Source organism: Streptomyces sp. NPDC030995, from assembly GCF_055571215.1.
Window position 1 is genome coordinate 1 of record NZ_JBVIFS010000019.1, and the last position, 24,347, is coordinate 24,347.

At 72.4% G+C, this 24,347-nt stretch carries 24 protein-coding genes and 1 tRNA gene; 17 read left to right on the forward strand and 8 right to left on the reverse strand.

Features of this window, described 5'->3' with window-relative positions; genetic code table 11:
• The first annotated feature begins 116 nt into the window (after window positions 1–116).
• Genes ACZ45T_RS25555 through ACZ45T_RS25570 form a run of 4 tightly spaced genes read left to right on the forward strand, consistent with a single transcriptional unit; the run spans window position 117 to window position 4,859 of the window.
• A complete protein-coding gene (locus ACZ45T_RS25555; RefSeq protein WP_468445074.1) occupies window positions 117–1,688 on the forward strand; it encodes an ABC transporter substrate-binding protein in 1,572 nt (523 codons plus the stop codon).
• Window positions 1,685–2,632: an ABC transporter permease gene (locus tag ACZ45T_RS25560; RefSeq protein WP_468445075.1), complete on the forward strand. Its 948-nt coding sequence runs from the start codon at window positions 1,685–1,687 to the stop codon at window positions 2,630–2,632. The genes ACZ45T_RS25555 and ACZ45T_RS25560 overlap by 4 nt, the downstream gene beginning before the upstream one ends.
• Window positions 2,629–3,438, forward strand: a complete 810-nt coding sequence (locus ACZ45T_RS25565; RefSeq protein ID WP_468445077.1) for an ABC transporter permease subunit — start codon at window positions 2,629–2,631, stop codon at window positions 3,436–3,438. Before ACZ45T_RS25560 ends, ACZ45T_RS25565 begins: the two co-directional genes overlap by 4 nt.
• Complete coding sequence (locus tag ACZ45T_RS25570) at window positions 3,435–4,859, forward strand: ABC transporter ATP-binding protein (RefSeq protein ID WP_468445079.1); 1,425 nt, start codon at window positions 3,435–3,437, stop codon at window positions 4,857–4,859. Before ACZ45T_RS25565 ends, ACZ45T_RS25570 begins: the two co-directional genes overlap by 4 nt.
• On the opposite strand, the gene ACZ45T_RS25575 is transcribed toward ACZ45T_RS25570, so the two are convergent.
• Together ACZ45T_RS25575 and ACZ45T_RS25580 are read right to left on the reverse strand one after the other, a co-directional pair.
• Window positions 4,860–5,093, reverse strand: coding sequence for an antitoxin MazE7 (locus ACZ45T_RS25575; protein ID WP_468445081.1), 234 nt, complete (start codon window positions 5,091–5,093; stop codon window positions 4,860–4,862).
• A 59-nt stretch (window positions 5,094–5,152) separates the two neighbouring features.
• Window positions 5,153–6,511 carry a tannase/feruloyl esterase family alpha/beta hydrolase gene (locus tag ACZ45T_RS25580; RefSeq protein WP_468445083.1) on the reverse strand — a complete coding sequence of 453 codons (1,359 nt, stop codon included), beginning with the start codon at window positions 6,509–6,511 and terminating at the stop codon, window positions 5,153–5,155.
• A gap of 270 nt (window positions 6,512–6,781) precedes the next feature.
• Between ACZ45T_RS25580 and ACZ45T_RS25585 the strand changes: the two genes are divergently transcribed.
• The 4 genes from ACZ45T_RS25585 to ACZ45T_RS25600 all read left to right on the forward strand — a co-directional run bounded on the left by ACZ45T_RS25585 (window position 6,782) and on the right by ACZ45T_RS25600 (window position 11,350).
• Complete coding sequence (locus ACZ45T_RS25585) at window positions 6,782–8,053, forward strand: sensor histidine kinase (protein ID WP_468445084.1); 1,272 nt, start codon at window positions 6,782–6,784, stop codon at window positions 8,051–8,053.
• Entirely contained in the window at window positions 8,050–8,754 is a 705-nt protein-coding gene (locus ACZ45T_RS25590) for a response regulator (RefSeq protein ID WP_468445085.1), read from the forward strand. Before ACZ45T_RS25585 ends, ACZ45T_RS25590 begins: the two co-directional genes overlap by 4 nt.
• A gap of 379 nt (window positions 8,755–9,133) precedes the next feature.
• On the forward strand, window positions 9,134–10,171 hold the full coding sequence (locus ACZ45T_RS25595) for a gluconolaconase (protein ID WP_468445087.1): 1,038 nt from the start codon (window positions 9,134–9,136) through the stop codon (window positions 10,169–10,171).
• A gap of 21 nt (window positions 10,172–10,192) precedes the next feature.
• Window positions 10,193–11,350: an NHL repeat-containing protein gene (locus tag ACZ45T_RS25600; RefSeq protein ID WP_468445089.1), complete on the forward strand. Its 1,158-nt coding sequence runs from the start codon at window positions 10,193–10,195 to the stop codon at window positions 11,348–11,350.
• On the opposite strand, the gene ACZ45T_RS25605 is transcribed toward ACZ45T_RS25600, so the two are convergent.
• Window positions 11,347–12,039: a response regulator gene (locus tag ACZ45T_RS25605; RefSeq protein WP_468445091.1), complete on the reverse strand. Its 693-nt coding sequence runs from the start codon at window positions 12,037–12,039 to the stop codon at window positions 11,347–11,349. The two genes, ACZ45T_RS25600 and ACZ45T_RS25605, sit on opposite strands and share 4 nt — an antisense overlap.
• Window positions 12,036–13,319, reverse strand: a complete 1,284-nt coding sequence (locus ACZ45T_RS25610) for a sensor histidine kinase (protein ID WP_468445093.1) — start codon at window positions 13,317–13,319, stop codon at window positions 12,036–12,038. The genes ACZ45T_RS25605 and ACZ45T_RS25610 overlap by 4 nt, the downstream gene beginning before the upstream one ends.
• A gap of 190 nt (window positions 13,320–13,509) precedes the next feature.
• Here ACZ45T_RS25610 and ACZ45T_RS25615 point away from each other — a divergent pair, with 190 nt between their 5' ends.
• Both ACZ45T_RS25615 and ACZ45T_RS25620 read left to right on the forward strand, forming a co-directional pair.
• The gene (locus tag ACZ45T_RS25615) at window positions 13,510–14,322 is read left to right on the forward strand and encodes an ABC transporter ATP-binding protein (RefSeq protein WP_468445095.1); all 813 of its coding nucleotides are present in this window, start codon (window positions 13,510–13,512) and stop codon (window positions 14,320–14,322) included.
• Window positions 14,319–15,284, forward strand: coding sequence for an ABC transporter permease (locus ACZ45T_RS25620; protein WP_468445097.1), 966 nt, complete (start codon window positions 14,319–14,321; stop codon window positions 15,282–15,284). The genes ACZ45T_RS25615 and ACZ45T_RS25620 overlap by 4 nt, the downstream gene beginning before the upstream one ends.
• Window positions 15,285–15,327: 43 nt before the next feature.
• On the opposite strand, the gene ACZ45T_RS25625 is transcribed toward ACZ45T_RS25620, so the two are convergent.
• Window positions 15,328–15,401, reverse strand: a tRNA-Met gene (locus ACZ45T_RS25625).
• 287 nt (window positions 15,402–15,688) lie between these two features.
• Between ACZ45T_RS25625 and ACZ45T_RS25630 the strand changes: the two genes are divergently transcribed.
• Complete coding sequence (locus ACZ45T_RS25630; protein ID WP_030384970.1) at window positions 15,689–15,892, forward strand: cold-shock protein; 204 nt, start codon at window positions 15,689–15,691, stop codon at window positions 15,890–15,892.
• Between the two features lie 239 nt (window positions 15,893–16,131).
• On the opposite strand, the gene ACZ45T_RS25635 is transcribed toward ACZ45T_RS25630, so the two are convergent.
• Window positions 16,132–17,424: an MFS transporter gene (locus ACZ45T_RS25635; RefSeq protein WP_468445100.1), complete on the reverse strand. Its 1,293-nt coding sequence runs from the start codon at window positions 17,422–17,424 to the stop codon at window positions 16,132–16,134.
• Window positions 17,425–17,475: 51 nt separating this feature from the next.
• Here ACZ45T_RS25635 and ACZ45T_RS25640 point away from each other — a divergent pair, with 51 nt between their 5' ends.
• Complete coding sequence (locus ACZ45T_RS25640) at window positions 17,476–17,868, forward strand: MerR family transcriptional regulator (RefSeq protein ID WP_468445102.1); 393 nt, start codon at window positions 17,476–17,478, stop codon at window positions 17,866–17,868.
• A gap of 11 nt (window positions 17,869–17,879) precedes the next feature.
• Here the strand turns inward: ACZ45T_RS25640 and ACZ45T_RS25645 are convergent, their stop codons facing one another.
• The gene (locus tag ACZ45T_RS25645) at window positions 17,880–18,299 is read right to left on the reverse strand and encodes an arsenate reductase ArsC (protein WP_468445104.1); all 420 of its coding nucleotides are present in this window, start codon (window positions 18,297–18,299) and stop codon (window positions 17,880–17,882) included.
• A 68-nt stretch (window positions 18,300–18,367) separates the two neighbouring features.
• On the opposite strand from ACZ45T_RS25645, the gene ACZ45T_RS25650 reads away from it, so the two are divergent.
• The 4 genes from ACZ45T_RS25650 to ACZ45T_RS25665 all read left to right on the forward strand — a co-directional run bounded on the left by ACZ45T_RS25650 (window position 18,368) and on the right by ACZ45T_RS25665 (window position 20,805).
• Complete coding sequence (locus tag ACZ45T_RS25650) at window positions 18,368–18,682, forward strand: ArsR/SmtB family transcription factor (RefSeq protein ID WP_468445106.1); 315 nt, start codon at window positions 18,368–18,370, stop codon at window positions 18,680–18,682.
• 90 nt (window positions 18,683–18,772) lie between these two features.
• Window positions 18,773–19,567 carry an aquaporin gene (locus ACZ45T_RS25655; RefSeq protein ID WP_468445108.1) on the forward strand — a complete coding sequence of 265 codons (795 nt, stop codon included), beginning with the start codon at window positions 18,773–18,775 and terminating at the stop codon, window positions 19,565–19,567.
• 103 nt (window positions 19,568–19,670) lie between these two features.
• Window positions 19,671–20,378, forward strand: a complete 708-nt coding sequence (locus ACZ45T_RS25660) for a ribonuclease H family protein (RefSeq protein ID WP_468445110.1) — start codon at window positions 19,671–19,673, stop codon at window positions 20,376–20,378.
• A gap of 262 nt (window positions 20,379–20,640) precedes the next feature.
• Window positions 20,641–20,805 carry a hypothetical protein gene (locus ACZ45T_RS25665; RefSeq protein ID WP_468445112.1) on the forward strand — a complete coding sequence of 55 codons (165 nt, stop codon included), beginning with the start codon at window positions 20,641–20,643 and terminating at the stop codon, window positions 20,803–20,805.
• 78 nt (window positions 20,806–20,883) lie between these two features.
• On the opposite strand, the gene ACZ45T_RS25670 is transcribed toward ACZ45T_RS25665, so the two are convergent.
• On the reverse strand, window positions 20,884–21,966 hold the full coding sequence (locus tag ACZ45T_RS25670; RefSeq protein WP_468445114.1) for a mechanosensitive ion channel family protein: 1,083 nt from the start codon (window positions 21,964–21,966) through the stop codon (window positions 20,884–20,886).
• Between the two features lie 559 nt (window positions 21,967–22,525).
• On the opposite strand from ACZ45T_RS25670, the gene ACZ45T_RS25675 reads away from it, so the two are divergent.
• On the forward strand, window positions 22,526–24,343 hold the full coding sequence (locus ACZ45T_RS25675; RefSeq protein WP_468445116.1) for a family 20 glycosylhydrolase: 1,818 nt from the start codon (window positions 22,526–22,528) through the stop codon (window positions 24,341–24,343).
• The last annotated feature ends 4 nt before the right edge of the window (window positions 24,344–24,347 follow it).

Here is a 24,347-nt window from a genome sequence, read left to right on the forward strand (position 1 = left end):
AGAGAAAGACGGAGGCTTTTTGGGGGGGGGGGGGGGGGTGGTTTTTTCCGGACTCCCCGCCCCCCCCCCCCCCCCACCCCCCTGACACCCCACCCCAGCAACGGAGACACCACCCCATGAACGACGCCCGCTCCAGCCTCGCCCGCAGGGGCTTCCTCATCGCCACGGGCGCCACCGCCACCGCCCTCGCCTTCACCGCGGCCTGCGGCACGGGCGCCACCACCCCGGACGCCGAGAACGCCGCGGTCGGCGCCCCCAAGCGCGGCGGCCGGCTGCGCGCCGCCTTCGCGGGCGGCGGCGCGGCCGAGACCCTCGACCCCCACGCGGCCAACCTGTTCGTCGACGCCGCCCGCGCCAAGGCCCTCTTCGACAAGCTCGCCGACTTCGGCGCCGACCTCGCCCCCGTGCCCCGCCTCGCCGCCCGCTGGGAGCCGAACGACACCCTCGACACCTGGCGGATCACCCTGCGCACGGCCGCCTTCCACGACGGCCGGCCCGTCACCGCCGAGGACGTGCTCCACAGCTACCGCAGGATCGCCGACCCGAAGGGCACCTTCCGCGCCAAGGCCTCGCTGGAGCCCATCGACCTCGCCGCGAGCCGCGCCGTGGACGCCTCCACCGTCGAGTTCAGGCTCAAGCGCCCGTACGCCGAATTCCCCAACACGCTCGCTGCGTTCGGCGCGTACATCGTCCCCAAGGACACCACCGACTTCGACCGGCCCGTGGGATCCGGCCCCTTCACCTTCGTCTCCTTCAAGCCGGGCAGCAGCCTCCTCGTCAAGCGCAACCCGGCCTACTGGGAGGGGGCCCCGCACCTCGACGAACTCGAATTCGTCATCGCGGGCGAGGAGTCCGCCCGGGTGAGCGCCCTGCTGGGCGGGCAGGTCGAGTACGCCCACGAACTGAACCCGGCCACGGCCCGCGCCCACGAGGGCAAGGGCCGGATCGACGTCGTACGGCTGCCGGGCAGCGCCATGCAGGGCTTCGTCATGAAGACCGACCGGGCGCCCTTCGACGACAAGCGCGTCCGCCAGGCCTTCTTCCTCATCGCCGACCGCCAGGAGCTCGTCGACGGCGCGCTCTCCGGAGCCGGGGAGATCGGCAACGACCTCTTCGGCAAGGGCTGCCGGCACTACGCGGGCGGCCTGCCGCAGCGCGCCCAGGACCTGGAGCGGGCCCGGGCCCTCCTGAAGGAGGCCGGCGCCGAAGGGCTCAAGGTCACCCTCGACACCGCGCCCGCCGCCACCGGCTTCATCGAGGCCGCCGGCATCTTCAAGGAGCAGGCGGCCAAGGCCGGAGTCACCGTCGAGGTCAAGGTCGGCAACAAGGAGACCTACTGGAAGGACATCCTGTCCTCCGGAACCTTCGCCTCCTACCGTTCCGGCGCCATGCCCATCGAGTCCCACGTCTCCCAGCGGCTGCTCACCGGCTCCACCACCAACGCCACCAAGTGGCAGCACAAGGACTTCGACGACCTGTACCAGCAGGCCCAGTCCACCCGCGACGAGAAGGAGCGCACCGCCCTCTACGAGCGGATGCAGCGCCGCCTCTACGACGAAGGAGGCTTCCTGATCTGGGGGTTCGCCGACTGGATCGTCGCCACCGCACCCAGGGTGCGCGGGGTTTCCGAGACGGCCCCCGCCAACACCCTCGACTGGGCGCGCTTCGACAAGATCTGGCTCGCGTGACGGGCGGCCTCCCCTGGATCGGCCGCCGTCTGCTCCTCGGGCTGGGGCAGACGGCGGCCGTCGTCCTGCTGATCTTCGCCCTCACCGAGGCGCTGCCCGGTGACGCGGCCGTCGCGCTCGCCGGCGACCAGCCCGACCCCGAGCGCATCGCCCGCATCCGCGAGGCCATGCGGCTGGACCGGCCCGCCGCCGAGCGGCTCCTGGAGTGGGTCACCGGCCTGCTCCACGGCGACCTCGGCACCTCCCTGGTCACCGGACGGCCCGTCACCGGCTACCTCGCGGAGGGCCTCGGCCCCACCCTGCTCCTGGCCGCCGCCACGCTCACCGTGCTGGTCCCGCTCTCCGTCGGCCTCGGCGTGCTCGCCGCCCGGCGGGAGGGCGGCGTCGTGGACCGGACCATCAGCGCCGTGACCCTGGCCGTGCACGCCGTACCGGAGTTCGCCCTCGGTGTGCTGCTGGCCGCGCTGTTCGCCCTGCACCTGGGCTGGCTCCCGGCCACCGCGGTCGCCGCCGACCCCCTCGCGCGGCCCGAGGTCCTGATCCTGCCCGTCCTCGTCCTGACGGCCCGGCCGGTGTGCACCCTCAGCCGTCTGGTGCGCGCCGGGATGATCGAGGCGTTGGCCTCCCCGTACGTCGCCCAGGCCCGCCGCTACGGACTGTCCGGCTCCCGCATCCGCTGGGCCCACGCCCTGCCCGGCGCCCTGGCACCCGCCGCCCAGCAACTGGCGCGCACCTGCGACTGGCTGCTGAGCGGAGTGATCGTCGTCGAGGCCCTCTTCGTCGTCCCCGGCCTCGGCACCGTGCTCATCGAGGCCGTCGCCGCCCGCGACGTACCGGTCGTCCAGGGCATGGCGGTGGTCTTCGGCGTCGTCACCGTCCTGGCCAACCTCGGCGCCGACCTCGTCGCACGCCGCTTCGCACCCCGCTCGGAGGCGGCCGCGTGAAACTCCCCCCGGCGCGCTACGCCCTCGGCATCGCGGTCGTGTGCCTGCCCCTGCTGCTCGCCCTCCTCGGACCACTGGTCGCGGGCTCCGCCGGTCCGAGGTCCGTCTCCTTCTCCCTGGACCGGGACCACTGGCTCGGAACCGACTTCAGCGGCCGCGACGTCTGGCGCCAGGTACTGCTCGGCGGCAGGTCCGTGGTGCTCGTGGCACTCGGCGCGACCCTGCTCGCCTACCTCCTCGCCCTGCCGGTCGGGCTCGCCGCCGCACTGACCCGCCGGACCTGGCTGCAGGAGGCGCTGATGAGACCGCTGGACGTGCTGATCGCCGTACCCTCACTGCTCCTGGTGCTGCTCGTCGCGGCCACGTTCAGGCCCGGCCCCGTGGGGCTGACCGCTCTGGTCGGGCTGGCCGCCGTACCCGACGCGGCGCGCGTCGTGCACGCGGCGGCGGTCGAGGTCGCCTCCCGGCCCGCCGTCGAAGCGCTGCGCATGCAGGGCGAGTCCTGGTGGCGCACCGCCCTGGGCTACGTGGCCCGCTCCCTGCGGCGCACCCTCGCCGCGGACGCCGGGATCCGCCTGACCGGAGCCCTGTACCTGGTGGCCACGGCCGCGTTCCTCGGCGTCGGCGTCGAACCGGACGCCGCCGACTGGGCGGTGATGGTCGACCGCAACCGCACCGGGCTGTTCCTCCAGCCGTGGGCCGTGGTGGTGCCCGCCCTGCTCATCGCGGCGCTGTCGATGGGCGCCAACCTGCTGTTCGACGCGGCTCTGCAACTGGGCGGCCGCCGGAAGGGAACACGGACATGACCGCCGTCGCAGAGGTACGGGGCCTTCGGGTGGAGGTCGGCGGCCGGGCCATCGTCGACGGCGTGAGCCTCACCGCCCGCGCCGGCCGGGTCACCGCCGTCATCGGCCCCTCCGGCAGCGGCAAGACCACCACGGGCCTCGCACTCCTCGGCGAGTACCCACCGGGCGCACGCGTCGAGGGCACCGTGCGGACGCGGCCGGGCGCGGTCGGCTACGTACCGCAGCACCCGGCCGCCGTACTCAACCCGGCCCGGCGCGTCGGCGCCCTGCTGCGCGACATCGCGGCGCGCCGGGGAGGCGGCCGCCGGGAGATCCGCCGGCGTGTCCACGAGGCCCTGGGCCTGGCGCAGCTCCCGGACCCCGCGGAGGTCCTGCGCCGGTTCCCCCACCAGCTGTCCGGCGGCCAGCAGCAGCGCGTGGTACTGGCGCAGGCCCTGCTCCTGGGCGCCGAGGTCATCGTCGCCGACGAACCCACGACCGGGCAGGACGTGCTCACCAAGCAGGGCATCGTGACGGAGCTGGCGGCCCTCGCGGGGCGGGGCATCGCCGTCGTCCTGCTCAGCCACGACATGGACGTGGTGCGCCGGTTGGCCGACGAGGTCGTCGTGATGCGCGCGGGCCGGATCGTGCACCGCGGAACGGCGCGCGCCGTGCTCGGCGATCCGGCGGCGGAGCTCGCCCCCGGCGGGCGGGGGCCGCGCCGCCCGGCCGGGCCCGTGGTCCTGGAGGCGCGGGCCCTGACCGCCCGGCACCGCACCGCGCGCGGCGCCGTCGACGTACTGCACGACGTCACGCTGTCGGTCGCGGCGGGGGAGTGCCTGGCGCTGGTCGGCCGCTCCGGCAGCGGCAAGACCACCCTGGGGAGATGCCTGGCGGGGCTGCACGCCGACCACCGGGGACGGATCCTGCTCGACGGCGAACCCCTGCCGAACAGTCTGCGCGCCCGCGGCCGGACGCAACTGGCGGCCGTGCAGTACGTGTTCCAGGACGCGAAGGCGGCCTTCGACGAACACCGGCCGGTCCTCGACCAGGTGGCCCGTACGGCCGTCCGGCTGCGCGGCGCCGATCCGCGGGCCGCACGGGAGGAGGCCGCCCGGACGATGGAGGCACTCGGCCTGGGCGCGAGCTCGGCCGGCCGCCGCCCGGGGGCCCTGTCCGGCGGGGAACTCCAGCGCGCCGCCCTCGCCCGGGCCCTCCTGGCGCGGCCGCGGGTCCTCGTCTGCGACGAGATCACCTCGGGCCTCGACCCCACCACCCGCGGCGCCATGCTCGAACTGCTCGCCGGGCTGCGGGAACGGACCGAACTCGCCCTGGTGTTCATCACCCACGACCTCGCGGCCGCCGCTGCGCTGGCCGACCGTACCGCCGTCCTCGACGCGGGACGCATCGTGGAACCGAGCGGCGGACGGCCACCCGCCTGATCACCTAGGCCGTGCCGCCAGCCCGCCGAAGTCGCGCGCGAACCCCTCGCGGAAGCCGGGCCGCTCCAGCGCCTTCTCGAAGGCGCGGGCGGCGCGGGCGAGCGCGGCCCCGTTCTCCTGGGCGGCGGTGAGTTCCGCCAGGTACGCGCGCAGGCTCAGTCCGCGGTCCGCGGCCAGAGCGGCGAGCCGGTCGTACACATCGGTGTCGACCTCGACTGTGGTGGTGTCGGCCATGCTCCGAGTATGCGCGCCCGCGGACCGGTCGGGGGCCCGTTCGCCGCAGGCGCGCTGCCTCACAGGGAGCAGGCGTTGACGGTGTCGCTCCCGGCCGGCGGCTGCGGCACCGTGTGGCTCACCGGCGGGGTGACGCCCGGCCCCGTCCAGGCCGCCAGCGCGTCAAAGGCCGTCCTCAGGCACGGCGACATCGGCCGGACGAGGGCGGGGAAGGACGCGAACAGGCCGTCGGAGTGGGTGCCGCCGGCGACCCGGTAGTAGCGGTGCAGATCGCCGCGCCCGGAGCCGTCGACCATCCGCGCGTAGGCGTCACCGCTCCTGGAGATCGGCAGGAGCGTGTCGAGGGTGCCCTGGAGGGTGATCAGCGGGCGCTGGATCCGGCCGGTCAGGGACAGCCGCTCGACCGTGCGGTGGACGCGCTCCGGCCGGTCGCCGTACACGTAGTCGGTGTCGCACCCCTTCTGCACACCGGCCGGGCAGAACGGGGTCCCGGCCTCCCGGTCGCCGTCGTAGCCCGGGTCGATCTCCTCGCGCATGATCCGCTGGAGCGCGTCCCACTGGTTGCGGTAGTGCCATTCCCACATCGGTTCGGAGCCCACCGGATACCCGGCGGCGTACATCTCCTGGGCGGCGCCCGGCTCCCCGGCGACGTAGCGCGGATAGGCGCGCAGCGCGGCGGGGGCGGTGTCCAGGATGTTGGGGCTGTCGGAGGTCAGCAGCAGACCGTGCAGCTCCACGCCGCCCGTGTACAGCTCCGGGTGGTTCTCCAGCTGCCACCGCACCAGGTAGCCGCCGGCCGACGCGCCCGCCATGTACGTGCTCGCGGGCGTGCGGCCGTAGTGCCGCGACACGGTCCGCCGGGCGGCCACGGCCAACTGGGTCACCCGGTCGTGCCATTCGGCGACGGCGTCGCCGGGGCGCCGTCCGTCGGTGTAGATCCGCGCCCCGGTGTTGCCCTTGTCGGTGGCCGCGTACGCGTAGCCCTGCGCGAGCACGTGGTCCGCGATCAGCCGGTCGTTGGCGTACTGCTCGCGGACCCCGGGCGGTCCGGCGACGACGAGCCCGCCGTTCCAGTGGTCGGGGAGCCGGATCACGAACTGACTGTCGTGGTTCCAGCCGTGGTTGGTGTTGCCGGTGGAGGAGTCGGGGAAGTAGCCGTCGAGCTGGATCCCCTTGACCCCCGACGGGTTGACCGAGCCGGGGGCTTCGAGCCCGGCCCAGTCGGCCGGGTCGGTGTGTCCGGAGGCCACCGTTCCGGCCGTGGTCAGGTCGGCCAGGCAGGCGCCGACGACGTACTCGGCGCCGGGGACGCGCGCCGTGCACGACGGGGCCTGCGGGGTCGCGCTGGCATGGGTCGAGGCCAGTGTCGCGGCCAACAGCGCGGCGGCGACGGCGGCGATCGGTCGGGCAGTTCTCATCACGGGCATTCCTGTCTGCTCATCGGGTGATCTGCTGAACAGTGCCGAGGCTAGGAAGGCCGGGGCACCGTCCCCCAGATGCCGAGCGGCCACACAGCGGAAGTGGGCACGTCCGAACGGCACATGACCTCTGGCCAAGGTCGTCACGACCTCCCGCACCGGGAGCCGCTCCGGCGCCTCCCGCGCGTATCGTTCGACGCAGTCCAGGTCCCACATCCCACCAAATCCAGGGCCCAGCGCCCGGCGCCCGCAGCCCACGAGAGGCAACCGATGACCGCGTCGCTGACCCCGGCCACCGGGCCCGCGCGGCCCCTGTCGTGGCTGCCGCCCCTCCTCCACGCGGTCGTCCTGGCCGGCGGACTCTACGGAGCAGCGGTGGCGGCCCCGCCCGCCGACCCGCTCGCGCTCGCCGGATTCACCGCGTGCCTGCTGACCCTGGCGGTGCTCGACCGGGCCGAGCGGCACCGCCACCCGCGGAGCACACCGGTCCGCCCCGCCCTCGTCCTGCTCGTGGCACGTCTCGCGCTGTACGGCACCGCGTGCGCCCTGGACGTATCCGGGGTGTCGCGGGCGCTGTTCGTCCTGGTGCCCCTCACGGCCTACTTCGCCTTCGGCCGCCGGGCCGCGATCGCCCTGAGCGTGGCGTGCGGCGCGGTGGTCCTGGCGGGGAACACCCTCAGGGTCCCGGAGTGGTACGTCCACCCCGGCGACGTCACCGACGTGCTGATGTCCGGCCTGGCTCTCGTTCTCGCCGTCGCGATGGCCACCGTCGCCGTGGGGGAGCAGGAGGCGCGCCGGCGGCTCGAACAGGCCCTGGCCGAACTGCGGGACTCGCACACGCAACTGACCGCGTACGCCGCGCGGGTCGCCCAGCTCTCGACCGTGCGGGAACGCAACAGGCTCGCCCGCGAGTTCCACGACGGCCTCGGCCACCACCTCACGGCGATCGCCATCCAGTTGGAGAAGGCGTCCGCCTTCCAGGAGACCGACGCGGCGACCGCCCGGCAGGCCGTGGCCGACGCCCGCCGGTCCGCGGGCCGGGCCCTCGACGAAGTCCGGCAGTCGGTCCGGGCGATGCGCGACGAGGACACGGACTTCTCCCTGTCCACCGCGCTCGCCGACCTGGTCCACCACGTGGACGGCGGACCGCCCGCGGTCACGCTCAGCCTGTCCGGGGACGAGCACGGCCACCGGGCCGAAGCGCTCACCGCCTTGTACCGCGCGGCGCAGGAGGGACTCACCAACGTACGCCGGCACGCGGGCGCCACCCGGGTCCGGCTGTCGGCGGTGTTCGGCGACGACGAGGCCCGGCTGGTGGTCGCCGACGACGGATGTGGCTTCACCGCCGACCCGGGGGATACGGATACGGCTACGGGCCGGGCCGGATTCGGCCTGCGCGCGATGCGCGAACGCCTGGCCCTCCTCGGCGGCCGGGTCCGGGTCGAGGCGGCACCGGGCGGCGGCACCGTGGTCACGGTGACGGTGCCCCGCGTTCCCGTCCCCGCCGCCGTCCCCGTAATCGGGCTGGAGGTCACCCGATGACGGCGGAGGCCGGGACCGGGCCGGTGCGCGTCCTGGTCGTGGACGACCAGCAGCTCGTCCGGGAGGGGATCGCCTCCCTGCTCGGCATCCAGCCCGGCATCACCGTGGTCGCAGCGGTGTCGGACGGCCGTCAGGCGGTCGAGGCGGCCGTCGCCCACCACCCCGACGTGATCCTCATGGACGTCAGAATGCCCGTCATGGACGGAGTGACCGCCGTCGGCGTACTGGCCGGGCGCGCCCCCGCCTGCCGAGTGATCATGCTGACGACCTTCGACGACGAGGAGTACGTGGCCCAGGCCCTGGCAGCGGGCGCCATCGGCTACCTCCTCAAGAACCTGCCCTCGGCCGAACTGGCCGCAGCCGTACGCCTGGCACACGCCGGCGTGGCCCAGCTCGACGCCGCCGTGGCCCGCCGCCTGGCCGTCGGGCTCGCCCGCCCGGCACCCGCGGAGGCCGGCGCCCCGCCCCCGCCGACCACTCCAACGGGCCGGGAGGGGCGGCCCGGCCTCGCGGCCCTCACCGAGCGCGAGACCGACGTACTGCGCCTGATCGCCCAGGGCTCGACCAACCGCGAGATCGCGGGCCGGCTCTTCCTCAGCGAGGGCACGGTCAAGAACCACATCTCCCGCGTCCTGTCCCGCCTGGGCCTGCGCGACCGCACCCACGCCGCCATCTACGCCCGCGACCACGGCCTCCTCTAGACGCACCAGCTGCGTCGCGCGACGGAGTCGAACACTCGGTCGAGGTCAGTTCGAGCCGGATGGGGCGGGCCCGGCAGCGCCGACAGGCACAGGACCGCATATCCGGACACCTCGCGCGCCCGGCCGTGACGGACCGCCGCGGCACCGCACTTGTGGATCTTGGCCCCCAAGATCAAGGAACGATGTCCCCGGGGGCGGCGGACCGACCCGGGAACGCGCCCGCCCGCACGTGATCAAGCGCCTGGTCAGCGGCATCTGTCCGGTACTCACCTGGTGGCGAGTTCGGCCCGGTGATCATTCGCCGCCGGATGCGTAGCGTCACCGGTCTACGAGGCGGGGAGGTCTGAAGAGCATGGGAAATGCCAGCGCAAGGAACGATGTGGGAACGGCCTACATCAACGACGTGTTCATGCGTCACCCGATGACCACGCGGAATCAAGAGGAACTCGAAATCGCCGCCAAGGCCGCCGGGATCCTGCAGCGGAACCAACTGCGGAACGTACTCAAGCGGACCCCCCAGGCAGGGGGGAAGCAGATCGACCCGATCGGTTTCTCCCTGAACAAGGTGCGCTACGGCGGTTTCCCGTTGGAGGAGGCGACCGCGCAAGAGCGCGGCTGGCGCGCCTACATGAATGTCGGCGTACCGGTCGTCGAAGAACGGAGCGACATCCAGCAGCCCCCTCCCGACATGATCTCCAAGCAGACGTATGTCAACGGCACCGACCCGATCAAGATCACCGTGACGGACACGGTCGAGTTCTCGATTTCGAACACGATCAGCTGGTCGCTCCAGGGGGAGGTGAAGCTCACCTTCGGGGCGAAGTCCATCGCATCGCTCCAGCAGCAGCTCCAGAAGAGCATGGAGATGAAGCAGTACCAGAAGACCACCCTGCTCAACAGCAAGGACAACCAGGGTGTCAACACGGAGACCCAGACGGAGGCGACGAGCAACACCACCTCCATGAGTTCCGTCACCGGCACCGGGGAGTTGTGGGGAGAGCTCCTGCTCGGGATCACCGGTTCCGTCAGTGGTTCGCTGACCACCGAATGGAAGCACCAGTCGTCGGTCAGCTTCGAAATCATGAGCCGGGCGGACGTCATGGCCACGACGCGGCGTCAGATCCGCCAGTTCGACTATGAGTTCCCCGTCACCTTCGGCGGCTGGGTCGCTTTGTATTACCCCGAGCCGGTGGCGGTCAAGGAGACTCCGCCGCAGGCCGCCGACCCCAAGTACTCCCGGGTCATCGCGTGGAAACTCGGCGAGTCCTCCTTGAATGCCGGCCACTTCGACCTGGCCGACGAAGGAAAGCGGTTCATGCAGAAGGGGACGGCCGAGATCGTCGCGGTCCGTACCGGAGAACACAGGGTTTTCCAGCCGGAAGTGCTCGACTACCAGAATCAGAAGAAGCCCCTCTAGAAGGGGTCGGGAGGGAAACCCATGTCCTTCAAGAACATTTTCGAAAACGGCGGAGACGAGGCCGGTTCCGCCGACAAGTCCGCTCAGGCACTCAACGAAGACACTCCGGGCGCCGGTGACGTCTCGGAGGCCGTGCGCAAGCTGGAGAGCGAGCGCGACCCGTGGCTCGTGCGCCAGACCGCGCACGGGGCGTTCGACGTCATGGGTTTCCTGGGCCCGCTCTTCCAGAACGCCCAGGGCACGGCCGCCGCGCAGCGCCAGGTCTCCGAGAACCCCGGTTCCGCGTCCGGCATGGCCGCGGCGACCACGAAGGCGTTCGGACCGCCGAAGGTGAGCATCGGCGACGAAGACATGCCGAAGCTCGAAGACCTGTCGAAGCTCATCGCCAACAGGAGGGGCTACGCCCTCATCACGACGGGTCTGGGAACGTCCGAGGGTTTGGCGGTCGACCCGTCGCTGAACACGGCGTACGCCGCCGACCGGGGCGGCCTGAAGCTGTCCGCGGTGAAGGTCGACACCGGCGCCCAGCGCACGGCCGCCGGCGCCCTGGGCGACATCGGCGAAGTCCAGTTGGACGGCCAGGGCACGGCCTACACCACCGACTACAGCGGTGGGCGCGTGCTCGCCGTGGACCTGGCCGCCGGAACGTCCCGCAAGATCGCCGACGTGGTGGGCGCGTACGGAGTCGCGCTCGACGCGGCGGGCAAGGCCTACGTCGCGAGCTGGTCCGACGGGCAGCTGATCGCCGTCGACCTGCCGGGCGGACAGAAGCGCCCGATCGTCACCGGCCTGGGGCAGGGCATCGGCGGAGTGGCGCTGGACGGGCAGGGCAAGGCGTACATCGGCCGGAAGGACCACGGCGGCCACCTGTACGAGGTCGACCTTGCCGCCCGCACGCACCGCGTCGTGACCAACCTTCCCGGGGCGAGCACCATCCGCGTGGCCCTGGACGGCGCCGGCCGTGCCTACACCATCGACCACCTGAACGGGCGTCTGTACGAGATCACCCTCGCGGACGGCGCGCAGCGCGTGGTGGCCACCGGCCTGGGGACGTGCGCGGGCCTCGCGCTGGACACCGTCAACGGCTGGATCTACGTCAGCAACACCGCTGGCCAGCTGTGGCAGATCGACCAGCGTGCCGCCCAGGCCCTGGGCGGCGTCGGCAAGGTCGTGCCCTAGGCACCCTGGCCCCGGGCGGGCGGCCGGCCCGGGCCCGCTTCGTGGACGATCAGGGCGACCTGCACGCGGTTGGTCACGTCGAGCTTGGCCAGGATGCTCGACACGTGGGCCTTGACCGTGGGCACGCTCATGTAGAGCTGGGCGGCGATCTCGGCGTTGGTGCGCCCCTGCCCGACGGCGAGCGCGACGTCGTACTCGCGCGCGGCCAGCCGCTCCAGCCGGGCCCGCGCCCCCGCCCGGGAGCCGGCTGCCTCGGCCGCCTCGGCCGAGGGGCCCGCCACCCGGGCGATGAGCTGCTGGGTCACGGCCGGGGACAGGACGGGTTCGCCGGCCGCCACACGGCGTACGGCGGCCATGATGTCCGCCGGCGGGGTGTCCTTCAGCAGGAACCCGGCCGCCCCGGCGCGCAGCGCCCGTACGACGTACTCGTCGGGGTTGAAGGTCGTCAGGATGACGATCGCGGGCGGGGTGGGCAGGGACCGCAGCGCGGGAGTCGCCGCTAGCCCGTCCATCACGGGCATCCGGATGTCAAGCAGCACGACGTCGGGTGCGTGTTCGCGGGCGAGGGCGACGGCCTGCTCGCCGTCGGCGGCCTCCGCCACGATGGCGATGTCGTCGACGCTGCCGAACATCAGCCGCAGCCCCATCCGCACCAGCGGATCGTCGTCGGCGAGGAGTACCCGGATCATGCCGACCACGGTAGCCAGGCCTGCACGAGGTAGTCCCCGCCGGCCGGGCCGTGGCGCAGCTGGCCTCCGGCCAGCGACGCCCGCTCGGCCAGGCCGATGAGCCCCTGCCCGGAGCCCGGGATCGGGGTCGGGGTCTGGCCCGGGGTCGGGATCGGGATCGCGGATCCGGAAGGCGCGGGGCGTACCGGGACCGGGTTGCGGACGATGACGTCGACGCCGCTGCCGGGCTCGCCGTTCACCTCCACGCGGACGGTGGCGCCCGGGGCGTGCTTGCGGGCGTTGGTCAGCGCCTCCTGGACGATGCGGTAGACGGTGCGGCCCGCGAGGTCCGGTACCGCGCCGGGGTCGTCGACGCGTACGTCCAGCCGCAGCCGCATACCGGCGGCGCGGGACTCCCGCGCGAGTCGTTCGAGGTCCACGAGGACGGGCTGGGGCGCCTCGGCCGGCCCCTCCGCCAGGTCGTCCCCCGGGCGGTCGCCGGCGCCCGGCTCGCTCGCGGGTGTGCGCAGCACGCCGATGACCATCCGCAGGTCCTCCAGCGCCTGGTGGGCGTTGTCCCGGATCACGCCGGCCGCCCGGCCGACGTCGGCCGGGTCCGGGGACCTGTTGAACTCCAGGGCCCCGGCGTGAACGCTCAGCAGCGACAGCCGGTGCGCCAGTACGTCGTGCATCTCGCGCGCGATGTCCTCGCGGGCCCGCAGCTGCGCCTCCAGTGCCCGGCGGGCCGCCTCCTCCTCGGCCCGCCGCGCCCGCTCGGTCAGCGAGGCGACCAGCATCCGCCGCGACCGTACGAACAGGCCCCACCCGACGGCGAGTGCGACCAGGGTCCAGGCGATGAGCAGGATGCCCATGATGTTGATCCCGGTGCGGGGCGCCTCGTAGAGCAGCCACGTCAGCGGTACGGGCAGGGCGGCCGCCACCGCGACGAAGGTGGTGGTGCGTACGGGGCGCAGGGCCGCGACGGTGAACAGCGCGACCATCGCGGAGACGGTCACCGCCGACGACATCAGCCCGAGCCCGAGGGTGACGGCGACGACGGCGACGGGGAAGCGGCGCCGCCACCACAGCGCGAGGGCTCCGCACACGCCGACGAAGGGACCGGTGCCGTAGAAGGGGACCCGGATCAGGGCCTCGACCGGGCGCAGCAGGCCGGTGCCCACGGGCATGCGCGGGAACATGAGCAGCGGGTTGCTGGCGGCCGCGGCGAGCGCGAACGACAGGCCGGCGGCGAAGAGCACGACGGCAAGGTCGACGGACCGCTCGCGCGAGGTTCGGGACATGGGCCAACACGTTACTCGACCCAATCGGGGCAAATCGTACAGTCGTACTCTCGCCCGTACGCCCCGTACCTTCGTCGGCGGAACCCATACTTTGGTCAGCGCGCGCCCGTGCATCCCTCGCCGAAGGTCCGCGCTCTCGCCGACCTTCCACCGATGCCCCTGGCCGTACGGCCTTCCTAGCGTCGGCGTCATGAACACGAACCAGGTACCCGAGCCCGGCTCCCCCGCGGTGCGCGCCGTCGGCCTCGGCCGCCGCTACCCCCGCGGCTGGGCCCTGAAGGACTGCACCTTCCAGATCCCCGCCGGCCGGGTCTGCGCCCTCGTCGGACCCAACGGCGCAGGCAAGAGCACCCTGATGTCCCTGGCCGCCGACCTGCTCACGCCCACCGCGGGCTCGATCCGCGTGTTCGGCGCACCGCCCGGCGCCCCGGCGGCCCGCCGGGCGACCGCCCTGCTGAGCCAGGACAAGCCGCTCCACCGGGGCTTCCGGGTCGCCGAGATCCTGCGCATGGGCGCCGAGCTGAACCCCGCCTGGGACCGGGCGACCGCCGAACGCGTCATCGCGGGCGGGAACATCCCGTACGGCGCCCGGGTCGGCTCGCTCTCCGGCGGCCAGCGCACCCGCGTCGCCCTCGCCCTGGCCTTCGGCAAACGCCCCGGGCTGCTGATGCTCGACGAGCCCATGGCCGACCTCGACCCGCTGGTGCGCCACGAGATGGCGCAGCTCCTGCTGAGCGAGGCCGCCGCCCACGGCACCACCGTCGTGCTGTCCTCGCACGTGGTCTCCGAACTGGAGGGCGCCTGCGACTTCCTGCTCGTCATCGGCTCCGGCCGGGTCCGCCTCGCCGGTGACATCGACGAACTCCGCGCCGCCCACCACCCCGGCGGCGACGGCCCCGCACCCTCCCTGGAAGACCTGCTCATGACGTATCTGCGCGACCCCGAACTGCCCACGGTGATCACCTCGGCCGCCCGTCCCGAGCAGGCAGGGGCCGCGGCATGAGGCTCGTACGCGGGGTGACCTGGCTCGTCGTACGCCAGCACCGCACCGCCCTGTGGGCGCTCCTCACCGGATCCGCCCTGCTCGCCGGGTACTTCGTGCTCGGCCGGTACGGGGCGGCCGACGCCGTCGCCCAGCAGCTGGCCGGCTGCACGGGCCCGGCCGCCGAGCATGCGCGGCACTGCGCGGACGTACTGGTCGACTTCCAGCAGCAGCACCAGTACCCGCTGCGGCAGCCGCTCCAGGTGCTCGCGCTGCTTCCGCTCGTGTTCGGACTCTTCCTCGGCGGGCCGCTGTTCGCACCCGAGCTGGAGTCCGGCACGTACCGCACCGCGCTGTCCCAGTCGGTGACCCGGACCCGCTGGTTCCTGGCCAAGATCGCCGTCCCCGTCGCCCTGACGGTCCTCGTCAGCGGCCTGGTCACGGCCTCCGCGACCTGGTGGTGGCACGAGGTGGCCGGCCCCCTCGGCAGCCGCTTCCCCTGGTACGGCTGGATGCCGTACGACGCCATAGGCCCCGCGGCGGTCGCCAAGGCGCTGCTGATGCTCATGGTCGGGATCACGCTGAGCCTGCTGCTGCGGCGCACGGTGGCGGCCATGGGCGCGACCCTGGCGGTCGGCGCGGTCCTGCTGCCGGCACTGGAGCGGGTACGAAGTTCCCTGTGGCCGGAGGTCGTCACCCAGTGGCCGGGTACGGAGGCATCGGGCGGGCCGGGCAACTCCTGGGTGCTGGAGGAGGGCCTGGTCACCTCCGCCGGGCAGCGGGTCGCGGACCTGCCCCAGTGCCTGCTGGCCGAGGACTTCCAGCAGTGCCTCGCAGAGCACGGGATCACGGGGCAGTGGGCCGCGCACCACCCGCAGTCCCACCTGTGGCCGCTCCAGTGGATGGAGTCGGGCCTGTGCCTCGCGCTCGCGGCGCTCCTGGGACTCGTCTGCTTCTGGTGGACGCGACGCCGCCTGACATGACAGAAATGCCCGGATCCATCAGGATCCGGGCATTTCCGAGCAGTAGCGGGGACAGGATTTGAACCTGCGACCTCTGGGTTATGAGCCCAGCGAGCTACCGAGCTGCTCCACCCCGCGTCGGTAGACCTCACCCTACGGCATCGCGGGGGCGGCACTCGACACATTTCGGGACGACCGGGCCCGAGGGGTGCGCGCAAGGCCGGATCTCGCCGCGAAGGCGAGATCATTCCCCCTGGTGACCGTGCGTGCAGGCGTGTACCTTCACGGGTAGCTGTCGTGGTTCCAAGTGCCTTGCCCGTGCCCTTTGGTGTGGGCAGTTTTGCTGTGTTGTGCCGTAGGACCAGGGCGATCACCTCCGTCTTCCACGCCGTGTGGAAGACGTACGTCAACGGGAAGGCATGAACATGGCTACGGGAACCGTGAAGTGGTTCAACTCTGAAAAGGGCTTCGGCTTCATCGCCCAGGACGGTGGCGGCCCGGACGTCTTCGCCCACTACTCGGCGATCAACGCCTCCGGCTACCGCGAGCTCCAGGAGGGTCAGGCCGTGACCTTCGACATCACGCAGGGCCAGAAGGGCCCGCAGGCGGAGAACATCACCCCCGCCTGATCTCGGAGCGGCGGAGAACCGTTTCGGCGCTTGCGTGCCGAAACGGCCGACGTGACACACCAGGGCCGTGCGGCAACCGCCGCACGGCCCTGGTGCCATGATGCTCAGGTGAATCGCAGGGTGAGCGCGGACGTGCAGGCGCGGTTGCCGGCGGACGAGATCAGATCCGCCGTGTCCTAGTGCTGTGACCGGCGCTGACCGGCGCTGTCCGGTGGCGCCTGCGAGGTGGCGTCGGCGGATCAGGGGCGGGCGGCCACCCGGCGTTCGCTCAAGGCCCATACCGCTGCCCCGGCGAGGGCGAGGACGACGGTCGCCATCCCGGATGCGGCCAGCACCTGCCGGGGCCCCAGGAGCGCGGTCAGGGGCCCGCCGAGTGCGGTGCCCACCGGGGAGGCGGTGAGCAGGGCGGCGCTACGGGCGGCGAGGACCGTGGTCAGCCACGCGGCCGGAGTGCGGTCCTGGAACAGGGTGTAGGACAGCGCCGTGAACGGTCCGTAGATCAAACCGCCGAGCGTGAAGCACACGAGGGTGACGGGAGCGGACGCGCCGAATCCGAAGGGCACCAGAGCCAGCCCCCAGCCCGCGACGATCCCCAGGGTGACCGGCCAGAGCGGGAGCCTGCGCAGGGCGCCCGCCGCCAGACCGCCCAGGACGGCTCCCGCCCCGAACAGCGCCCAGTACAGCCCGAGAAGGCCCGCCTCGGCATGCAGATCACCGGTGACGTGCAGCGGGAGGGCGACCTCGACCGGCCCGTAGAGGAAGTTGAAGAACCAGGTCAGCGCGAGGATCCCGAGGAGTTCGGGCTGTCCTCGCAGCAGGTGCAGCCCGGCAGCCGACCGGTCCGTGTCGACCGGCGCACTCGTCTCCACCGCGTCGGCTCCGTCGGCCCGGCCTGCCTTGTCGGCTGCGTCGGCCGGGCCCCGGAGCCGGCCGACCTGGGCCGCGAGCAGGGCGAAGGACAGCGCGTCGACGCCGATGATCCAGGCGGGGTCGACCAGCACCGCCAGGAAACCGGCGAGGGCGGGCCCGAAGACCATGGCGGCCGAGGTGCTGGAACTGACCAGTGCGTTCGCGGCCAGCCGCTGGTCGGGGGGCAGCAGTTGGGCGAGCAGTGAGAACTTCCCGGCGTTTCCCCAGGCATGCAGCACGGACGAGCCCGCCAGCAGGGCCACGTACAGCACGGGGTGCAGGACCCCCGCGGCCCAGGCCAGCGGCACGCAGCCGAGGAGGACCGCGCGGATCCGGCTGTCCGCCACCAGCAGCCGCCGGGCGGGAAGCCGGCGCAGCCACCGCCCGAAGAGCAGGGCTCCGGCGGCCCCGGGAAGCGCGTACGCGGCGACGGCGGCTCCCAGGAGCAGCCCGGACTGCCCGGGAGGTGCGATCTCGATGGCCAGCCATGCGACCGCGACCACGCTCATCCCGTCGCCGAGATCGGATGCCGCGAGGGCGGGCAGGAGCCGGCGGAACCCGGCATGGGCGAACAGCGGCCGATAGGCCTGCGGCAGAAGGCGAGTTGTCCGTGGGGGAGTCACCGGGTCAGACTCCTGGTTCAAGCGCGCTTGAGGTCAAGGGGGGAATGATCAGTGCGAAAGCTCGGCATCGGGGAGCTGGCACGGCAGGTCGGAATGAGGCCTTCGGGCTTGCGCTACTACGAGAGCGTCGGCCTGCTGCCGTCCGCCGAACGGGCCGCGGGCCGGCGCGTCTATCCGGCCGCCACCGTACGGCGGATCGCGCTGATCAAGATGGCTCAGCGGGCCGGGTTCACGCTGGCCGAGATCCGAGCCCTGCTGGACGCCGACACCGACCGCGGCGCCACCCGGCAGTGGCGCGCTCTCGCGGAGAGCAAGCTCCCCGAGCTGGACCGCTTCATCCGGCAGACGCAAGCCCTGCGCGACGCCGTCGCCGACTGCCTCGCCTGCGGCTGCATGAACTTCGACGAGTGCCAGCTCCTGTCCGCCACCGGACCGGGCTCCTGAGATCCGAGCGGTCAGGCCTGCCGCTTGGCGTCGATCTCGGCGATCAGGCCCTCGATGAGGTGCTTGATCTCGTCGCGGATGGGGCGGACGGCTTCGACGCCCTGGCCGGCCGGGTCTTCGAGCTGCCAGTCGAGGTAGGTCTTGCCGGGGAAGTACGGGCAGGCGTCGCCGCAGCCCATGGTGATCACGTAGTCGGACGCCTGGACGGCTTCCGGGGTGAGGACCTTCGGCTGCTGGTCGGAGATGCCGATGCCCAGCTCGGCCATCGCGGCGACGGCGGAGGGGTTGACCCGGTCGCCGGGGACCGAGCCGGCGGAGCGGACCTCCACGCGGTCTCCGGCGAGGTGGCGGAGGAACCCGGCCGCCATCTGGGAGCGGCCCGCGTTGTGGACGCAGACGAACAGGACGGAGGCGGCGGGAGCGGAGGGCATGTGTTCTTCCTTGGAGTCGATCCAGCTCGGCCTCATGTCAGGCCCGGCTGATGTGACAGTATCAGCGCATGATGACGTCAGTCGATACTGAACTGATCCGAGTCCTGGCAGACCCGCTCAGGCTTCAGATCGTGACCCTGCTCTCCCGCGAGACGCTGTGCACCACGCACCTGGTGGAAGAGACCGGCGCCAAGCAGACCAACCTCTCCAACCACCTGAGGGTGCTGCGCGAGGCAGGGGTCGTGGAGACCGAACCGTGCGGCCGCTTCACCTACTACAGGCTCCGCCCGGAAGTCCTCGAAGCCGTCGCCGGTCAGTTCGCCGACCTCGCTCGGACCGCGCGTGCCACCGCCGAAGCGAACCTCAAGCGGTCCTGCCCGTAGTCCGCTTCACCCCTGCTTCACCCCTGCCCTGCCCTGCCCCCTGCGTTGCCCTGCCTTGCCCCGGCCCGGCCTGCCCGAGGAGAACCTGTCGTGACCGCCACCGAGCCCGTCGCCGCCGCCCCCGCGGCGGAATCCGTCATAGCCGCCGACGCGCCCCGGCCCGCGCCCGGCGCCACCCCGCCCCGCACCCCCCTGATCGCCCGCGCCGCAGCCGAGCTGGTCGGCACCGCGGCCCTGGTCGCGGTCGTGGTCGGCTCCGGCATCCAGGCGACCGAGCTCACCCAGGACGTGGCGCTGCAGCTCCTGGCCAACTCCACCGCCACCGTCTTCGGCCTCGGCGTGCTCATCGTGCTCCTCGGCCCCGTCTCGGGAGCCCACTTCAATCCGGCGGTCACGCTCGCCGAATGGTGGACCGCCCGCCGCGGCGGCGCCGGGGTCACGGCCCGCGAGCTGGCCGTGTACGTGCCCTCGCAGATCGTCGGCGCGATCGCGGGTGCGATCCTGGCGGACGCGATGTTCGGCGAGCCGCTGGTGCGGTGGTCCACCCACGACCGCTCCGCCGGGAACCTGCTGCTGGGCGAGGTGGTCGCCACCGCCGGCCTGATCCTGCTGATCTTCGGCCTGGCCCGCACCGACCGGCTGCGCTTCGCACCCGTGGCCGTCGCCTCGTACATCGGCGCCGCGTACTGGTTCACCTCCTCCACCTCCTTCGCGAACCCGGCCGTGACCATCGGCCGGGCGTTCACGGACACCTTCGCGGGCATCGCCCCGGCCTCCGTGCCCGGCTTCGTCGGCATGCAGCTGGCCGGCGCCGTCCTCGGCCTCGCCCTGGTGGCGGTCATCTTCATGCGCGGGAAGACGGAGGCCGGGTCGCCCGCCGAATAGGCGGCGGTCAGCGGCGCGTCGCCGCGCTCGGGCGGCGCCCGCGCGGGCCGGGAGCTGCCCCACGGCGGCGTGACCACCTCGGGGGATGAGGCATGATCGGGGGATGTCTGATCGCATCATTGCCGCCTGTGACGGAGCGGCGAAGGGTAATCCCGGGCCCGCCGGATGGGGCTGGGTCATCGCCGACTCCGAGGGACGTCCCGAGCGTTGGGAGGCCGGTCCGCTGGGGCGGGCCACCAACAACATCGGGGAGCTGACCGCCCTCCAGCGACTGCTGGAGGCACTCGCTCCCGGGACGTCCGTTCAGGTCCGGATGGATTCCCAGTACGCGATGAAGGCCGTGACGCAGTGGCTCGCGGGCTGGAAGCGCAACGGGTGGAAGACCTCCTCCGGACAGCCGGTCGCGAACCGTGAACTCGTCGAGCAGATCGACCGGCTGCTGGCCGATCGTGACGTGACGTTCCTGTACGTTCCCGCACACCGCGAGGACGGCGACCACCTGAACGCGATCGCCGACCAGGCCGCCAGCGACGCGGCCCGGACGCAGGAAGCCGCCGGTACGGCCCTCGGGCACCCGGACATGCCCGTGCCCGAACCGGCCGCGCCCTCGCGCCACAAGGCCGCCGCGCCGAGGAAGCGTACGTCCGAAGGTGCGGCGGCGGGGCGCGCATCGCGGGCGATCAAGGCGAAGTTCCCGGGCAGCTGCCCCTGCGGGAAGCCCTACGCCGTCGGCGACATGATCACCAAGAACGGGAGCCGCTGGGGCCACCAGGGCTGCGGCGCCGCCGTCCCCGACGGCGCCACGGCGTAGCGGCCGTGACGGGGGAAGCGGCCGGACGAGGCGGACCCTTCGGTGCTGCGGCGGATCCTGCCGCAGCTCGCCCGGGCCCTGGCCGGCGGCCTCGTCGACGAGTACGACATGGCAGGAGCCGGGCGCGCGCTCGCGCGCGGCGAGTGGCAGGAGAGGTCCGCCGAGGAAGCGGGGGCGGTCCGGGAATTCCTGGAGGCCTGGCGGGCCCACGCGCTCACCGACCCCGATCTGCCGGTGGCCGCGTACGCGGTCTTCGAGCTGTGTGCCGAAGCCTCGGCCGGGCTCGGCCCGTGGCTCGCCGTCTGGGCGGCCACGGACCCCCCTGGCGGACGAGCGCCTCGTGGAACTGCTCGACCACGTCCGGCTGTTCGGTGTCGACGAGGCCGACCGCTTCGACGATCCCCATGGGGACGCCTGCTCCTACTGAGCGGTCGGCGGTCGGCGGTCGGCGGTCCGCCCGGTGCACCGGCGCTCAGCGCTCAGCGCTCAGCGCTCAGCGCTCAGCTCAGCGATCGGTCAGCACCGAGTCCGGCGCGTCGCGCTGGTGCGGGATCGGCGACCCCCAGGGCTGGACCGAGACCGTGCGGGTGGGGGCGGGGATGGAGATGCCCTCCGTCCGGTAGCGCTGGTGCAGGCGTTTGATGAACTCGTGCTTGATGCGGTACTGGTCGCTGAACTCGCCCACGCCCAGGATCACGGTGAAGTTGATCCTGGAGTCCGCGAAGGTGTGGAAGCGGACGGCGGCCTCGTGGTCGGCGACCCCTCCCGAGATGTCAGCCATCACGCTGTCGACGACGTCGAGGGTGACCCGCTCGACGTGCTCCAGATCGCTGTCGTAGCCGACGCCCACCTGGACGAGGATCGACAACCGCTGTTCCGGCTGGGTGAAGTTGGTCATGTTCGTCCGCGCGAGGCGGCCGTTGGGGATGATCACCAGATTGTTCGACAGGTTGCGCACGACGGTATTGCGCCAGTTGATGTCGACGACGTACCCCTCCTCGCCACCGCTGAGCCGGATGTAGTCCCCGGGCTGCACCGTCTTCGAGGCGAGGATGTGGACGCCCGCGAAGAGGTTGGCGAGGGTGTCCTGCAGCGCCAGGGCGACCGCGAGTCCGCCCACGCCGAGCGCCGTGAGCAGCGGAGCGATGGACACGCCCATGGTTTCGAGTGCCACGAGCGCGCCCATGGCCAGCACGACGACACGCGTGATGTTGACGAAGATGGTGGCCGATCCGGCCACTCCCGTGCGGGCCTGCGCGAGGGACTGTACGAGCCCCGCGATGATCCTGGCCGCCGTGACCGTGGCGATGAGGACGAGCAGGGCGGTCAGCGACTGGTTCACGATGCCCGTGACCCGCGTGGTCAGGGGCAGCGCCGAGGCCGCCGCGGCGGCGCCGCCGATGACGGCCGCCCAGGGGACGAGGGTGCGCAGCGCGTCGACGATGGCGTCGTCCCCGCTCCACGCCGTCCTGCTGGCGTGCTTGCCCAGCCAGCGCAGGACGGCACGCAACAGCAGTCCGGCCGCGACACCCGCCGCCAGCGCGATGGCGGCCACCACCCAGTCGTGCAGGACGAGATCCCGGCTCAAAGGATCCCCTCCGGAGAGAAGGGCGTCGCCGCTCGGCGTATGTGTTGTGTCGTCACTTTGTCTTCACCTGTCAGATCGTGCTGTGCGGGGGCCCGTTCGGGCGTGTGTACGCACACGAATCGGGCTGCCATCCTGCCGCATGGACAGCGGGGCGCTACAGGGGGGCCGGTGTGACCTCGGGTGACATGGGCGCGACCCGGCCGCGCCACGCGCTCTGCCGCCCCGCAGAACCGGCGATCTTGCGCATTCCTGCGGGGTTGGGCAGTGGTCCGGCCTTCGAGGCCGCATTGAAAGGGCAACGGACGAGCCTGACAGCGGACGTTTCGGGAACCGCACGGCGCGCCCGGCCATGACCGCAGTGGGACCCGAAACGCTGAGATGCGTGGCCTGCGGAAAAGGGCTTCCCGCGTCCCGGCGCCGTGGCACGTGGCGCTGCGACAGGCGTATCTCAAGATGCAGGCCTGTACCACCCGGGGCAGGATCGCAGCATGAACCCGGCGCTGCGCTGCACTCATGCACCCCACACGCTCCGCTCTGCCATACCCGGCTGGAGGCAGCCATGCGTCTGCTCAGATTGCTGATCGCCATCGCGTGCGCGGTGCTCGCACCGGCGATACCCGGCGCCGGCGCCGCCCAGGCGGCCACCGGGCCGCCGCCGACCGTACCGGCCCTGCGCCAATGGACGGCCGGCACCGGTACCTACACCTTCACCGACGCCACCCGGATCGTCGTCGACCCCGCCTCCACCGACCAACTGGCGGACGAGGCCGCCACGTTCGCGCAGGACCTGGGCGCGCTGGCCGGGCGCGGCGTGGCCGTCGTCACCGGGAGCCCGACCGCCGGGGACATCGGTCTCGGCCTCGGTGGCACCGCCCTGCCCGCCGAGGGCTACCGGATGACGGTCGCGGGAGCCCTCACCATCCAGGCCGGGACCGATGCCGGCGTGTTCTACGGCACCCGCAGCGTCCTCCAGCTCCTGCACCAGTCCGCCACGGTGCCGGCCGGCACGGCGGTGGACTGGCCCGCCAAGGCCGAGCGCGGGCTCATGGTCGACCAGGGGCGCAAGTTCTTCACCGTGGACTGGCTCAAGCAGCACATCAAGGAGCTGGCCTACCTCAAGCTCAACTACTTCCACTTCCACCTGTCGGACAGGTACGGATTCCGGCTGGAGAGCTCCACCCACCCGGAGATCGTCTCCACCGACCACTACTCCAAGCAGGACATCGCCGACCTCGTCGAGCTCGGCCGCAAGTACCACGTCACCATCGTCCCGGAGATCGACACCCCCGGGCACATGACCGCGGTCCTGGCCGCGCACCCCGAGCTCAAGCTCAAGAGCAGCTCCGGCGCGGTCAGCAACGACTTCATCGACCTCTCGCTGCCCGGTTCGTACACGCTGATCGAGGACCTGGTCAGCGAGTACCTGCCGCTGTTCCCGGCGCCGTACTGGCACATCGGCGCGGACGAATACGTCACCGACTACAGCAAGTACCCGCAGCTGCTCAGCTACGCCCGCGCCCACTACGGTGCGAACGCCACCGCCAAGGACACCTACTACGGGTTCGTCAACTGGGCCGACGACCTGGTGCGGGCGGGCGGCAAGACCACCCGGATGTGGAACGACGGCATCAAGTCCGGCGACGGGACGCTGCGCCCCCACTCCGGCATCATCGTCGAGTACTGGTACACCTACGGCCTGACTCCCCAGCAGTTGGCCGACGCCGGGCACATCGTGGCCAACGAGTCCTGGACCCCCACCTATTACGTGCTCGGGGGCCCGAAGCCCGACACCAAGTGGATGTACGAGACCTGGACCCCGGACCGCTTCGAGGGCGGCAGCACCCTGTCCGACCCCGGGAAGAACCCCGGCTCGGTGATCCACGTGTGGTGCGACATCCCCACCGCCGAGACCGAGGAACAGATCGCCGCCGGCATCATGTCCCCGCTGCGCGCGCTCGCCCAGCAGACCTGGGGATCGCCGAAGCTCGCGGCGACGTACGCCGCCTTCACCCCGATCGTCGCGAGCGTCGGCCACAACCCGGCCTGGCCCGGCCCCGCCCAGCCGGGCAACCTGGCCCTGGGCCGTCCGACCACCGCCTCCAGCACGGAGACGGCGAACTTCCCGGCGGCGTCGGCCACCGACGGCGATCCCGGAACCCGCTGGTCCAGCGGCTACAGCGATCCGCAGTGGCTCCAGGTCGACCTCGGCTCCACCCAGAGCGTCAGCCGCGTCGTGCTCCGCCGGGAGGCGGCGTACGGGAAGTCGTTCCAGATCCAGCTCTCCGACGACGCCACCACCCGGCGCACCGTGCACTCCACGACGGCCGGCACCCGCGGAGTCCAGGACCTGACCGACCTCACCGGATCAGGCCGGTAGATCC

Coding starts and splice junctions, on each gene's coding strand:
- ACZ45T_RS25555 (WP_468445074.1), top strand. CDS start 117: ATGAACGACGCCCGCTCCAGCCTCGCCCGCAGGGGCTTCCTCATCGCC.
- ACZ45T_RS25570 (WP_468445079.1), top strand. CDS start 3,435: ATGACCGCCGTCGCAGAGGTACGGGGCCTTCGGGTGGAGGTCGGCGGC.
- ACZ45T_RS25575 (WP_468445081.1), bottom strand. CDS start 5,093: ATGGCCGACACCACCACAGTCGAGGTCGACACCGATGTGTACGACCGG.
- ACZ45T_RS25580 (WP_468445083.1), bottom strand. CDS start 6,511: ATGAGAACTGCCCGACCGATCGCCGCCGTCGCCGCCGCGCTGTTGGCC.
- ACZ45T_RS25585 (WP_468445084.1), top strand. CDS start 6,782: ATGACCGCGTCGCTGACCCCGGCCACCGGGCCCGCGCGGCCCCTGTCG.
- ACZ45T_RS25590 (WP_468445085.1), top strand. CDS start 8,050: ATGACGGCGGAGGCCGGGACCGGGCCGGTGCGCGTCCTGGTCGTGGAC.
- ACZ45T_RS25600 (WP_468445089.1), top strand. CDS start 10,193: ATGTCCTTCAAGAACATTTTCGAAAACGGCGGAGACGAGGCCGGTTCC.
- ACZ45T_RS25605 (WP_468445091.1), bottom strand. CDS start 12,039: ATGATCCGGGTACTCCTCGCCGACGACGATCCGCTGGTGCGGATGGGG.
- ACZ45T_RS25610 (WP_468445093.1), bottom strand. CDS start 13,319: ATGTCCCGAACCTCGCGCGAGCGGTCCGTCGACCTTGCCGTCGTGCTC.
- ACZ45T_RS25615 (WP_468445095.1), top strand. CDS start 13,510: ATGAACACGAACCAGGTACCCGAGCCCGGCTCCCCCGCGGTGCGCGCC.
- ACZ45T_RS25620 (WP_468445097.1), top strand. CDS start 14,319: ATGAGGCTCGTACGCGGGGTGACCTGGCTCGTCGTACGCCAGCACCGC.
- ACZ45T_RS25630 (WP_030384970.1), top strand. CDS start 15,689: ATGGCTACGGGAACCGTGAAGTGGTTCAACTCTGAAAAGGGCTTCGGC.
- ACZ45T_RS25645 (WP_468445104.1), bottom strand. CDS start 18,299: ATGCCCTCCGCTCCCGCCGCCTCCGTCCTGTTCGTCTGCGTCCACAAC.
- ACZ45T_RS25650 (WP_468445106.1), top strand. CDS start 18,368: ATGATGACGTCAGTCGATACTGAACTGATCCGAGTCCTGGCAGACCCG.
- ACZ45T_RS25660 (WP_468445110.1), top strand. CDS start 19,671: ATGTCTGATCGCATCATTGCCGCCTGTGACGGAGCGGCGAAGGGTAAT.
- ACZ45T_RS25675 (WP_468445116.1), top strand. CDS start 22,526: ATGCGTCTGCTCAGATTGCTGATCGCCATCGCGTGCGCGGTGCTCGCA.